The following is an 11524-nucleotide window of genomic DNA, read 5'->3' as shown; positions in this document are numbered from 1 at the left end:
GGGCCGCGCCGCCCGGCCGGGCCGCGCGCCCCGACGGCTCGCCGGGGAGGTCTCCCAGCCGGACCCACTCGTACCCGGCCCACTCCCCCGGCGCTCCACCCAGTCCCACGCGCCGATGCTCCCACCCGGCCCGCCCCCGGACGTCCCGGCGCACCGGCCCCCGGGCGACCACCGCGCACGAGGCCCGACGCACGGGGCCCGACGCACGGGGCCCGACGCACGGGGCCCGACGCACGAGGGCCCCGCGACCGGTCGGTCGCGGGGCCCTCGTGCGGACGGGGTCAGGCGCAGCCGTAGCCCTGGAGCGGGAGCGTGGCCTCCTGCGAGGTGACGTTGGCGATGTCGACCGGGTCGGCGGCCAGCAGCCACACCGACAGCAGCCACACCACGACGACGACGACACCGACGACGAGGCCCGCGACGCCGACCGCGGTGCCCCAGCGCTCGCTGCGCGACATGGCCGCGCCGACGGCCGACAGGACGATGGCCAGCACGGCGAGGACCAGGGCGGTCAGGAACCCGTCCGCCCCCACCGCCTCCGCACCGACCGGGTCGGGCGTGCACTCGCGGACGGCCGACTCCGCGGCCGCCGTCCACAGACCCACGAGTCCCATGACGAGGCCGGCGAGGGCGAGGCCCGGGCCGGCGGACCCGCCGCGGGTCGAGGGCTCCTCGACGACGAGGACGTCGTCGCCCTCGACGGCGTCGACGTCCGTCACGCGCGGGTCGTCGGTGGTGGGGTCGACGGCCGGGTCACGGCGGGAGGCGTCCCCGAACGGCTCGGGGTCGCCGGGGCGGCGGGTGCTGTCGTCTGGTGTCGTCATGCCCTGATCCTCACGCACGGACGGCCCGGTGGTCGACGTGGCACGCCCGCAGGCGCCTCTCCCGGGGGTGCTCGCAGCGGACACGGAGGCGGCGTCCAGCGGGGCGGCGGCGGGGCGGGCCCCGGGGTGCCACCATCGGCGCGTGGTCCACCACCGGCTCGGCGCCCCCGTCCCGGCGCGCCGGGCGCCGACGACCGGCCCCGGGAGCCCCGTCCTGGTCCTGTGCGCGCACGGCACGCGGGGCCCGCGCGGCCGCTCGGCGGTGGGGGCCCTCGTCGACGCCCTGGGGCGGGACCGGCCGGGGACGGCGGTGCGCAGCGCCTTCGTCGACGTCCAGCCCCCCGCGGTCGCCGACGTGGTCGCCGCTCTCGCGCCGCAGCGGGAGGTCGTCGTCGTGCCCGTCCTGCTGTCCGCCGGGTACCACGTCGGCCACGACGTCGCCCGGGCCGTCGCGCCGTGGCCCCGGGCACGCTCGGCCGGTCCCCTCGGGCCGTCACCGCTGCTGGACGACGTCCTGGCCGACCGCCTGCGCGAGGCCGGCGCCCGCCCCGGCGACGGCGTGGTCCTCGCGGCGGCGGGCTCGAGCGACCCCCGCTCGGCCGCCGACACCGCCTCCGTGCTGGCCGCGCTGCGGGCCCGGCACGACGGGGAGGTGGTGCTCGGCTTCGGCGCCGCGGCCAGCCCCCGCGTCCCCGAGGCCGTCGAGGGCCTGCGCGCCCGGGGCGCGGGACGGGTCCTCGTGGCGCCCTACCTGCTCGGGCCGGGGCACTTCCACGACCGGCTGGCCGACGCCGGCGCCGACGCGGTCGCCGCCCCCCTCCTCAGCGCCCCCGGCGGCGGGCTCGAGCCGCGGGTGCTGCAGGCGGTCTGGCGCCGCTACGACGAGCAGGCCCGGGCCTCCGCGCCCGCCTGACCCGCCGACCCGCCTGACCCGCCTGACCCGCCTGACCCGCCGAGGGTGCTCGGCGGGTCGGAGGGCTCAGGCGTCCAGCGAGCAGCCGACCAGGCGGGGCTCCGGCTCGAGCCGCACGCCGAAACGGGCCTCGACGCCGTCGCGGACCTCGCGCGCCAGCGCCAGGAGGTCCGCGGCGCGGGCACCGCCGCGGTTGGTCAGGGCCAGGGTGTGCTTGGTCGAGAGGGCCGCGGGGCCCGGCAGCCCGTGGCCCCGGGCGAAGCCGGCGGCACCGATGAGCCAGGCGGCGCTCGTCTTCACGCCGCCCTCCGCCGCGTAGCGCGGAGCCTCGGGCGGCAGGCCGTCCGCGTCGGGCGGTGCGAGCACGGGGTTGGTGAAGAAGGAGCCCGCGCTCCACGTGTCGTGGTCGACGACGCCGGACGCGGGGTCGTCGAGCACCATCCCCTTGCCGCGCCGCAGCTCCAGCACGGCCTCGCGGACGTCCGTCGCCGGGACGCGGTCGCCGGTCGCGACCCCGAGCCGGTCGGCGAGCTCGGCGTACCGCACCGGCCCGCCGAGCTCGCCGGGGCGCAGCTGGAAGGTGACCTCGAGGACGACGTGGCGGTCCGGCTGCGACTTCAGGAGCGACGTCCGGTACCCCATGCGCAGGTCACCCACCCGCAGGGTGGTGATCCGCCGCTCCCGCCGGTCCCACGTGCGGACCTCGGCGACCGTCGCGGCGACGTCCGTGCCGTACGCGCCGACGTTCTGCACGGGCGTGGCCCCGGTCGAGCCGGGGATCCCGGAGAGCGCCTCGAGGCCGAGCCACCCGCTCTCCGTCGCCTCCGCCACCAGCTCCTCCCAGGGGTGGCCGGCCTGCGCGGTGACCCAGACCCCTCCGCAGGCGTCGACGGGCTCGCGGCGCACGCCGCGGCCGGCCACGACCACGGCGGTGTGCGGGAGGTCCTCGTCGCCGACGAGGAGGTTCGAGCCGCCGGCCACGAGCAGCACCGGCCGTCCCTCGTCGTCCGCGGAGCGGACCGCCTCGACCAGCTCGTCCGCGCTCGTGACGACCACCTCGGCGGCGGGCCGGCCGCCGACGCGCAGGGTCGTCCGGTCGGCGAGGGGGCGCCCGGGGGCGGCCGGGAGCGTGCTCGGGCCGCTCGCGGCGGGGAGGTCGGCAGCGGCCGGGGTCGTCACCTGCGCCAGCGTAGGCGGGCCGCCACCGCCTGCCGGGGGCGAGCCGGCGCCGCCGCGCGCCCGTGCGCTGGCTGCCGGCGCCCGCGCGGGGTAGACCGGCTCCCGGGGCCGGCGCCCCGGGTCCTCGGCGGACCCGTCGGCCGGCTCCGCCCCGGGGCCGAGGAGCCCCGGGGGCCACCGAGGAGGAGGACGCCCGTGACCGCCGTCTTCGAGGTCATGTCCGCCGTCGGGGCCGCGCCGTGGGAGGGCTCGGGCCGCCAGGGCGTCGACCTCCTCGACGCCGCGCCCACCGGGGGGCCCGGCGACGGGCTCAGGGCTGCTCGCGGCCGCGCCCTGGACGTCGGCTGCGGCACCGGGGAGGACGCGGCCGAGCTGGCCCGGCGCGGCTTCGCCGTCACGGGCGTCGACGACGTCGCGCGGTCGCTGCGGCGTGCACGGCGCCGGGCGGACGACGAGGGCGTCGACGTGCACCTCGTCCACGGCGACGTGGGCGACCTGCGCGCGCTGGACCTCGGCGACGACGGCGAGGGCTTCACCGCGGTGCTCGACGTCGGCTGCCTGCACGGGATGCCGCCGCAGGGGCGGGCGGCGCTCGGGCGCGGGCTCGACGCCGTCACCTCCCCCGGCGCCCTGCTCGCGCTGCTCGCGTGGTCACCGGCCCGGCGTCCGCCCCCGCTGCCGCGCGGGGTCGGGCGAGCGGACCTCGAGGCGGCGCTGCCGTCGTGGTCGCTGCAGCACGTCGAGCCGGCGGACCCTGGTCTGGTGCCGCGCTGGCTGCACCGGACGCGGCCGACGTGGTACGCCCTCGAGCGTCGCTGACGCCCCGGCGCGCCGCCCGGCTCAGCGCCGGACGACCGCCCGGGCCCGGGTGAGGACGGAGACGCCCTCGCACGTCGCCCGGAGGTCCAGGCGCACGCTCGCCGGCCGGGCCGGCTCGCCGTCCTGCGCGGGGGCGCCGTCGTCCAGCGCGCCGACGACGGCGACGACCTCCACCTCGGTGCCCTCGTCGGGGACCACGACGGGACGCGTGAAGCGGACGCCCAGGCTCGCGACGCGCCCCGGGTCCCCGCACCAGTCCTGGACGAGGCGTCCGACGAGGGCCATGGTGAACATGCCGTGGGCGACGACGCCCGGCAGCCCGACCCCGACCGCGGTCGACTCGCTCCAGTGGATGGGGTTGAAGTCGCCGCTCGCGCCCGCGTAGCGCACGAGGTCGGCGCGGTGCACGGGGAAGGTCCGCCGGGCGACCTCCTGCCCGACCTCCACGTCCCCTCCGTCGCCCGGCCCGGCGCCCTCGGGTCGTCCGCCGCTCACGCCTGCTCCTCCTGCTCGGGAGCCCGCACGACGACGAGGGAGACCGCCGTGCACACGGGCTCCCCCGCCTCGGTGGCGATCTCGCTGCGCGTGGTGACCATCGCGCCCCCGCCCGCGGCGCGGACGCCGTCGACGTGCAGCGTCGTCACGAGCCGGTCGCCGACCACGACGGGTCGGTGGTGGGTGAAGGACTGCTCGCCGTGCACGACGCGGGAGAAGTCCACGCCGGCCGCCGGGTCCGCGAGGAAGCGTGCGTCGCTGCGCTGGGCGAGGACGACGGCGAAGGTCGGCGGCGCCACCGGCGCGGGGTGCCCGAGGGCCCGGGCGGCGTCGGCGTCCACGTGGACGGGGGGCACCTCCGCGGTGGCGAGCGGGCCGCCGGACACCGTCGCGGAGCCTGCGCCGGCGACGGCGGCCGCGAACTCGCGGACCTTCTCCGCGCTCACCTCGTAGACGCCGTCGGGCGGGTACGTCCGCCCGACGAAGCTCTGGTCGACGGCCATGTCGGCTCCTCTGGCTGGCTGGCTGGCTGGGGTCGGTGTCGAGGTCCGTGCCGGCGGGCCCCGGGTCCCGCGGACGGTGGCCCCGGGTCCCGCGGACGGTGGTGGGACGACGACGGCGGGGCCGCCCGGGGGCGCCCCCGCCGTGCGGGGGTCGTGCGAGCGGCGTCGCTCAGCGGGTCTCGCGGTGCGCGGTGTGGTTGCCGCAGCGCGGGCAGAACTTCGCCATCTCGAGGCGGTCGGGGTCGTTCCGCCGGTTCTTCTTCGTGATGTAGTTCCGCTCCTTGCACACGGTGCAGGCCATCGTGATCTTGGGGCGGACGTCGGTGGTCTTGGCCACGGGGAGGACCTCTCGCTGGTCGTGTCGGTGCGGGCGGTGCGGCGGAGCGGCGTCGCCACCTGGCGCCGCCGCCCGCTCCGGGTCGGTGCCGCCCCCCGTCGTCGTGACGCACGGGGAGGGACGCTCACGTCAACGCCCACGACCGGCGCGGCCTTCCGACCGCCGCCGACCCCGGAGGAGCCGCTCGCTCCCGCTCACCGGCGGGCACCTGGCGTAGCGAGGGCGGGGATCGAACCCGCGACACAACGATTATGAGCCGTTTGCTCTACCACTGAGCTACCTCGCCGAGGCCCCGCCCGACGCCGGAGCGGCGCGACGGGTGGGGCTGCAGAGCCCCAGTAGGGAATCGAACCCTAGACCTTCTCCTTACCATGGAGACGCTCTGCCGACTGAGCTACTGGGGCGGCGCCCGCGGGCGGGCACGACCAGGGAGCGTACACGGGGGCGACCCCCCGTCCGAAACGGCGGTCGGGGCCGTCCCCGGCCGGACGACGACGGGGGCGCCCCGAGTGGTCCCGGGACGCCCCCGTCGAGGCGTGGCAGGTGCAGGATTCGAACCTGCGAAGGCTGTGCCGGCTGATTTACAGTCAGCTCCCATTGGCCGCTCGGGCAACCTGCCGCGCGCACCGCGGGCGTCTCGCACCCCCGCGGGCGTCGACCACGATAGCAAGGCCGAGCCGGGTCGCGTCCACGTCGCACCCGCCCAAGAGACCCACCACGCAGCAGCGGCCCCGCGTCCGCGCCGGGCCGCGGAGGAGGACCCATGGCCGCCGACTCGTCGTTCGACGTCGTCAGCAAGGTCGACCGCCAGGAGGTCGACAACGCGATCAACCAGGCCGCCAAGGAGATCGGGCAGCGGTACGACTTCCGGGGCACCGGCGCCGAGGTCAGCTGGAGCGGCGAGCGCGTCGTCCTGGTGGCGAACAGCGAGGAGCGGGTCGCCGCCGTCCTGGACGTGCTGCAGACCAAGCTCGTCCGGCGGGGGGTGTCGCTGAAGGCCCTGGACCTCGGGGAGGTCCGCGCCTCGGGCAAGGAGCACCGGCAGGAGGGGTCGCTCAAGGAGGGCCTGTCCACCGAGGACGCGAAGAAGATCGGCAAGATCGTCCGCGACCAGGGGCCCAAGGGCGTCAAGACCCAGGTCACGGGCGACGAGCTGCGGGTCAGCGCCAAGAGCCGCGACGACCTGCAGGCCGTCATCGCGCTGCTCAAGGGCGCGGACCTCGACGTCGCCCTCCAGTTCACCAACTACCGGTGACCCCCGTGCCGGCCGGCCGGGGCGAGGACGGCGTCCCCTCCCTCGCGGGCGCGGCAGGGGTGGCGGCGCTGCACCGCTACGGGCCGCACGAGCGCCAGGTCGCCGAGCTGCACCTGCCGGCGGCCCGCCGCACCGACGGCGTCGCGGTCCTCGTCCACGGAGGGTTCTGGCGGCCGGGCGCCGCCGACGGCAGCCGCACGTACGACCGACGGCTGCAGGACCACGTCGCCGCCGACCTGCTGGCCGCCGGTGTGCCGGTCTGGCTCGTCGAGTACCGCGCCGTCGGTCGGGGCGGGGGGTGGCCGACGACGCTCGAGGACGCCGCGGCCGCGCTGGACCTGCTCGTCGACGTCGCGCCGGCCGCCGGCCTCGACGCCGCCCGCGCGGTCGTCGTCGGGCACTCGGCGGGCGGCCACCTCGCCGGGTGGTCGGCCGCCCGGGACGCGCTGCCCGAGGGCGCGCCGGGGGCCTCGCCGCGGCTGCACCCGCTCGCCGTGGTCGCCCAGGCGGGCGTGCTCGACCTCGTCGCCGGGCACGCGGCGGACCTCGGCGGCGGCGCGGTCGCGGGCCTCCTGGGCGGGTCGCCCGAGGAGGTGCCGGAGCGCTACGCCCAGGCCTCCCCGGCCGCGCTCGTGCCGGCGGCCGCACCGGTGCTCTCGGTGACGGGCGACCGCGACGACGTCGTCCCTCCCGACCAGGGCGAGCGCTACGCCGAGGCGGCGCGGGCGGCCGGGGCGGACGACGTCCGCGTCGCGCTCGTCCCGGGCGAGGACCACTTCTCGCAGCTGGACCCGTCCTCCCGCTGCTGGGCGCTCGTCCGCGCCGAGGTCCTGTCCCGCCTCGGCGCGTAGCGCCCGGACCTCTTCCCCTTCTCCGACGTCGTCGCCGACGTCGAACCGGGCACCTCCCTCACCCCGACGTCGTCGACGAGCGGGGCCGCGTCAGCCGCGGCGGCCGGCCATCGCCTCGAGCCGGGAGATGCGCTGGTCCATCGGCGGGTGCGTCGAGAACAGGGAGCGTGCGTCCTTCGCCCGGAAGGGGTTCGCGATCATCATGTGGCTGGCGTTGACGAGGTCGCGCTCGGGCGCCAGCGGGGCGGCCCTGGTCCCCCGCTCCAGCTTGCGCAGGGCGCTGGCCAGCGCGAGCGGGTCGCCCGTGAGGCGGGCGCCGTCCTCGTCGGCGTCGTACTCGCGGGTGCGGCTGATGCCCATCTGGATGAGGCCGGCCGCGAGGGGGCCGAGGAAGAGCAGGAGCATCGCGGCGACGGGGTTGCCGCCGTTCTGCCGGTTCCCGCCGCCGAGGAACAGCGCCGCGTACCCCAGGAACGTGATGACGCTCGCCATCGCCGCCGCCAGCGACGAGGTGAGGATGTCGCGGTTGTAGACGTGCATGAGCTCGTGGCCGAGGACGCCGCGCAGCTCGCGCTCGTCGAGGATCTCGAGGATGCCCTGCGTGCAGCAGACGGCGGAGTTCTCGGGGTTGCGCCCGGTCGCGAAGGCGTTCGGGGCCCGCGTGGGCGAGACGTACAGCCGCGGCATGGGCTGCCCGGCCTGGACCGAGAGCTCGCGGACGATGCGGTACATCTCCGGCTGCTGCGCCTCGGTGACCGGCCTCGCCCGCATCGCCTTGATGGCGAGCGTGTCGCTCTTCCAGTACGAGATGCCGTTGACCGCGAGCGCGATGACGAGCCCGACGAGCAGGGCGCCCAGGCTCCGTCCGAAGACCAGCCAGGAGGCGAGCAGGACGAGCCCGCCGAAGGCGCCGAACAGGACGGCGGTCTTCACGCCGTTGAAGTGCTGGTGACCCATCTGAGCCTGGTGCCTCTCCTCGGGGCGGGACTGGCGGTGCGGGCGGACGCCGGTCTGCCCGCACGCGAGGCGCACGGGGGCGTCTCACCGGCAGCAACGCCGTGCCGGGGGCCCGCGTTCCCCGCCTACCATGGCGGGCGGCCCGCAGTCCCGCGCCCGCTGGAGCACTTCTCCGACCGGGTCGGTCGGGAAGCCGGGATGGTCCCCGATCCCCGAGGTGTTGCCGCTCCCATGCGTCTCGAGTCGCCCACGCCCGACGCCCCCACCGACCCGCGCGAGGACGGTGGCGGCACCACGACGGCACCCGGCGAGAAGCCCGTCGAGCGCGTCTCCGGCGTCGTCATCCGCTTCGCCGGGGACTCCGGCGACGGGATGCAGCTGACGGGCGACCGCTTCACCGCGGAGACGGCGACCCTGGGCAACGCCCTCGCGACGCTCCCGAACTTCCCCGCCGAGATCCGGGCACCCCAGGGCACGCTCCCCGGCGTCTCCAGCTTCCAGCTCCAGTTCGCCGACCACGTGGTGCTGACGCCGGGCGACGCGCCGGACGTGCTCGTGGCCATGAACCCGGCGGCGCTGCGCGCGAACGTCGGCGACCTGCCGCGCGGCGGCGTGATCATCGCGGACGCCGACGAGTTCAGCCGCCGCAGCCTGCAGAAGGTGGGCTACACGGTGAGCCCCCTCGAGGACGGCAGCCTGGAGAGCTACCAGGTGCACGCCCTGCCGCTGACGTCGATGACGGTCGAGGCCCTCGCGGACTCGGGGCTGTCGCGCAAGGACGCGGAGCGGGCGAAGAACATGTTCGCCCTCGGGATGCTGTCGTGGCTCTACGACCGCCCGACGACGGCGACCGAGCGCTTCATCGCCACGAAGTTCGCGAAGAGGCCCGAGATCCGTGACGCCAACCTCACGGCCTTCCGCGCCGGCTGGGCGTTCGGCGAGACCACCGAGGGCTTCGCCGTCCGCTACGAGGTCGCGCCGGCCGAGCACCCGGCGGGCACCTACCGCAACATCACGGGCAGCACGGCGCTGGCCTACGGCCTCGCCACCGCGGCCCACAAGGCAGGCCTGCCGCTCGTGCTCGGCTCCTACCCGATCACCCCGGCCAGCGACATCCTCCACGCCTTGTCGGGCATGAAGCGCTTCGGCGTGACGACGCTCCAGGCCGAGGACGAGATCGCGGGTGTCGGCATCGCGCTCGGCGCCTCCTTCGGCGGCTCGCTCGGCGTCACGACGACGTCCGGCCCCGGGCTCGCGCTCAAGGCGGAGACGATCGGGCTGGCCGTGATGCTCGAGCTGCCGCTCGTCGTCGTCGACGTCCAGCGCGGCGGGCCCTCGACCGGCCTGCCGACCAAGACCGAGCAGGCCGACCTGCTGCAGGCGATGTACGGGCGCAACGGGGAGTCCCCCCTGCCCGTCGTGGCGGCGAGCTCGCCCACGGACTGCTTCACCGCCGCCCTGGAGGCGGTGCGGATCGCGGTGACCTACCGGACGCCGGTGGTCCTGCTCTCGGACGGCTACCTCGCCAACGGGTCCGAGCCGTGGGCGCTGCCGGCCGTCGCCGACCTCCCGACCATCGACCCCGCCTTCGCGACCGGGCCGAACGGCGCGGGCGACGACGGGACGCCGGCCTTCCGCCCGTACCTGCGCGACCCGGAGACCCTGGCCCGTCCCTGGGCCGTCCCGGGCACCCCCGGGCTCGAGCACCGCGTCGGCGGCCTGGAGAAGGCCGACGTGACCGGCGAGATCTCCTACGAGCCCGACAACCACGAGAAGATGACCGGTCTGCGTCAGGCGAAGGTCGACGGCGTCGACGTCCCGCCGCTGGAGGTGGACGACCCGGTGGCCCCGGACGGGAGCCGTGCCCGCGTGCTCGTGCTCGGCTGGGGCTCGACCTACGGCCCGATCGCGGCCGCCGTCCGGGACGCCCGTGGCGAGGGGCTCCAGGTCGCCCGCGCGCACCTGCGGCACCTCAACCCCTTCCCGCCGGGCCTCGGCGACGTCCTGCGCGCCTACGACCGCGTCGTCCTGCCCGAGATGAACGGCGGGCAGCTCGCACTGCTGCTGCGCGCCCGGTACCTCGTCGACGTCCAGAGCCACGGCCGCGTGCGCGGTCGCCCCTTCAGCGCCGGCGAGCTCACGGACGTCGTCCGGGACGCCGTCCGCGACCTGCCCGAGCACGACACCGCGACCCCCGCCCGCGCCGGCCACGGCAGCGGCTCCGGCGCCGTCACGGAGAGCCCCCAGGAGGCCCGTCGATGAGCACGACCACCCCGCCCTCCAGCACCAGCACCCCCCTGGGCGTCCCGTCGGTCCGCACCGGCACCGAGGACGTCCCCCGGCTGCCCGAGGGCGTCGGCCTCAAGAAGAAGGACTTCACCGCCGCGAACGAGGTGCGCTGGTGCCCCGGGTGCGGCGACTACGCCGTCCTCGCCGCGGTCCAGGGCTTCCTGCCCGAGCTGGGCCTGCGCAAGGAGAACATCGTCTGCATCTCGGGGATCGGGTGCTCCTCCCGCTTCCCGTACTACCTCGACACCTACGGGATGCACTCGATCCACGGCCGGGCCCCCGCCATCGCCACGGGCCTCGCGACGTCGCGCCCCGACCTGTCGGTCTGGGTCGTCACCGGGGACGGGGACGCGCTGTCCATCGGCGGCAACCACCTCGTCCACGCGATGCGCCGCAACGTCAACATGACGATCCTCCTCTTCAACAACCAGATCTACGGCCTGACGAAGGGGCAGTACTCCCCCACGTCCAAGGTCGGCACGGTGACGAAGTCGACCCCCGCCGGGTCCGTGGACTCCCCCTTCAACCCGGTGTCCCTGGCGCTCGGCGCCGAGGCCACCTTCGTCGCGCGCACGCTGGACTCCGACCGCAAGCACCTCACGTCGGTGCTGCGCGCGGCCGCCGAGCACCGCGGGACCTCGCTCGTCGAGATCTACCAGAACTGCCCGATCTTCAACGACGGCGCCTTCGAGGTGCTCAAGGACCGCGACGAGGCGCAGGCGCGGCTCGTGCCACTCGTCGACGGCGAGGAGGTCCGGTACGGCCGCGAGGACGCGCAGAAGGTCGTCGTGCGCACCTCCGGCGGCGGCGTGGAGGCGGTCGACGCCGCCGACGCGGACGGCCGCGAGGTCGTCGTCCACGACGCCGGGGCGCAGGACCCCTCGCAGGCCTTCGCCCTCTCGCGCCTGGACGGCCCGTCCATGGCGCACGTGCCCGTCGGCGTGTTCCGCGCCGTGCGCCGGCCGACGTACGACGACCTCGTCCGCGAGCAGGTCGCCGCGGCCCGCGAGCAGGCCGGGGGCCCCGCCTCCGACGCCGACCTCGACGCGCTCATCGCGGGCGGCGACACCTGGGTCGTGCGCTGAGCGGGGCGGGGCCGGCG

General features: G+C 76.7%; 12 protein-coding genes and 3 tRNA genes. 6 read left to right on the top strand and 9 right to left on the bottom strand.

All coding sequences use genetic code 11. The annotated features are described in order from the left end of the window. Positions 1-281 precede the first annotated feature (281 nt). Positions 282-824 carry a hypothetical protein gene (locus WDZ17_RS03350; RefSeq protein ID WP_339573716.1) on the bottom strand — a complete coding sequence of 181 codons (543 nt, stop codon included), beginning with the start codon at positions 822-824 and terminating at the stop codon, positions 282-284. A 142-nt stretch (positions 825-966) separates the two neighbouring features. Here WDZ17_RS03350 and WDZ17_RS03345 point away from each other — a divergent pair, with 142 nt between their 5' ends. Then, positions 967-1737 carry a sirohydrochlorin chelatase gene (locus tag WDZ17_RS03345; RefSeq protein ID WP_339573715.1) on the top strand — a complete coding sequence of 257 codons (771 nt, stop codon included), beginning with the start codon at positions 967-969 and terminating at the stop codon, positions 1735-1737. A gap of 66 nt (positions 1738-1803) precedes the next feature. Here the strand turns inward: WDZ17_RS03345 and WDZ17_RS03340 are convergent, their stop codons facing one another. Continuing rightward, positions 1804-2916 carry a UDP-N-acetylmuramate dehydrogenase gene (locus tag WDZ17_RS03340; protein ID WP_339573714.1) on the bottom strand — a complete coding sequence of 371 codons (1113 nt, stop codon included), beginning with the start codon at positions 2914-2916 and terminating at the stop codon, positions 1804-1806. A 195-nt stretch (positions 2917-3111) separates the two neighbouring features. Here WDZ17_RS03340 and WDZ17_RS03335 point away from each other — a divergent pair, with 195 nt between their 5' ends. After that, positions 3112-3735, top strand: coding sequence for a class I SAM-dependent methyltransferase (locus WDZ17_RS03335; RefSeq protein ID WP_339573713.1), 624 nt, complete (start codon positions 3112-3114; stop codon positions 3733-3735). 21 nt (positions 3736-3756) lie between these two features. On the opposite strand, the gene WDZ17_RS03330 is transcribed toward WDZ17_RS03335, so the two are convergent. The 6 genes from WDZ17_RS03330 to WDZ17_RS03305 all read right to left on the bottom strand — a co-directional run bounded on the left by WDZ17_RS03330 (position 3757) and on the right by WDZ17_RS03305 (position 5689). Further along, positions 3757-4182: a MaoC/PaaZ C-terminal domain-containing protein gene (locus WDZ17_RS03330; protein WP_422631807.1), complete on the bottom strand. Its 426-nt coding sequence runs from the start codon at positions 4180-4182 to the stop codon at positions 3757-3759. 44 nt (positions 4183-4226) lie between these two features. Further along, a complete protein-coding gene (locus WDZ17_RS03325) occupies positions 4227-4733 on the bottom strand; it encodes an FAS1-like dehydratase domain-containing protein (protein ID WP_339573711.1) in 507 nt (168 codons plus the stop codon). Between the two features lie 169 nt (positions 4734-4902). Next, positions 4903-5070, bottom strand: coding sequence for a 50S ribosomal protein L33 (rpmG, locus tag WDZ17_RS03320; protein ID WP_339573710.1), 168 nt, complete (start codon positions 5068-5070; stop codon positions 4903-4905). Between the two features lie 214 nt (positions 5071-5284). Further along, a tRNA-Met gene (locus WDZ17_RS03315) sits at positions 5285-5356 on the bottom strand. Positions 5357-5401: 45 nt separating this feature from the next. Next, positions 5402-5474, bottom strand: a tRNA-Thr gene (locus WDZ17_RS03310). A gap of 133 nt (positions 5475-5607) precedes the next feature. Further along, positions 5608-5689: transfer RNA gene (locus tag WDZ17_RS03305), tRNA-Tyr, on the bottom strand. 144 nt (positions 5690-5833) lie between these two features. Here WDZ17_RS03305 and WDZ17_RS03300 point away from each other — a divergent pair. Both WDZ17_RS03300 and WDZ17_RS03295 read left to right on the top strand, forming a co-directional pair. Continuing rightward, a complete protein-coding gene (locus tag WDZ17_RS03300; protein WP_339573709.1) occupies positions 5834-6325 on the top strand; it encodes a YajQ family cyclic di-GMP-binding protein in 492 nt (163 codons plus the stop codon). Next, a complete protein-coding gene (locus tag WDZ17_RS03295) occupies positions 6322-7176 on the top strand; it encodes an alpha/beta hydrolase (protein ID WP_339573708.1) in 855 nt (284 codons plus the stop codon). The genes WDZ17_RS03300 and WDZ17_RS03295 overlap by 4 nt, the downstream gene beginning before the upstream one ends. Before the next feature lie 90 nt (positions 7177-7266). Here the strand turns inward: WDZ17_RS03295 and htpX are convergent, their stop codons facing one another. Continuing rightward, complete coding sequence (gene htpX, locus WDZ17_RS03290) at positions 7267-8133, bottom strand: zinc metalloprotease HtpX (RefSeq protein WP_339573707.1); 867 nt, start codon at positions 8131-8133, stop codon at positions 7267-7269. A gap of 231 nt (positions 8134-8364) precedes the next feature. Between htpX and WDZ17_RS03285 the strand changes: the two genes are divergently transcribed. Further along, positions 8365-10395: a 2-oxoacid:acceptor oxidoreductase subunit alpha gene (locus tag WDZ17_RS03285; protein WP_339573706.1), complete on the top strand. Its 2031-nt coding sequence runs from the start codon at positions 8365-8367 to the stop codon at positions 10393-10395. Then, positions 10392-11507: a 2-oxoacid:ferredoxin oxidoreductase subunit beta gene (locus WDZ17_RS03280; RefSeq protein ID WP_339573705.1), complete on the top strand. Its 1116-nt coding sequence runs from the start codon at positions 10392-10394 to the stop codon at positions 11505-11507. Before WDZ17_RS03285 ends, WDZ17_RS03280 begins: the two co-directional genes overlap by 4 nt. Positions 11508-11524 lie beyond the last annotated feature (17 nt).

Source organism: Pseudokineococcus basanitobsidens (assembly GCF_037482545.1).
GTDB lineage: Bacteria > Actinomycetota > Actinomycetes > Actinomycetales > Quadrisphaeraceae > Pseudokineococcus > Pseudokineococcus basanitobsidens.
Note: the sequence above shows the minus strand (reverse complement) of the source record. Positions and strands in the feature narration are given on the sequence as shown.

What these genes read in the sequence shown, in the direction of transcription:
- WDZ17_RS03350 (WP_339573716.1), bottom strand. Translation starts at nt 824, where the DNA reads ATGACGACACCAGACGACAGCACCCGCCGCCCCGGCGACCCCGAGCCG.
- WDZ17_RS03325 (WP_339573711.1), bottom strand. Translation starts at nt 4,733, where the DNA reads ATGGCCGTCGACCAGAGCTTCGTCGGGCGGACGTACCCGCCCGACGGC.
- WDZ17_RS03300 (WP_339573709.1), top strand. Translation starts at nt 5,834, where the DNA reads ATGGCCGCCGACTCGTCGTTCGACGTCGTCAGCAAGGTCGACCGCCAG.
- htpX (WP_339573707.1), bottom strand. Translation starts at nt 8,133, where the DNA reads ATGGGTCACCAGCACTTCAACGGCGTGAAGACCGCCGTCCTGTTCGGC.
- WDZ17_RS03285 (WP_339573706.1), top strand. Translation starts at nt 8,365, where the DNA reads ATGCGTCTCGAGTCGCCCACGCCCGACGCCCCCACCGACCCGCGCGAG.
- WDZ17_RS03280 (WP_339573705.1), top strand. Translation starts at nt 10,392, where the DNA reads ATGAGCACGACCACCCCGCCCTCCAGCACCAGCACCCCCCTGGGCGTC.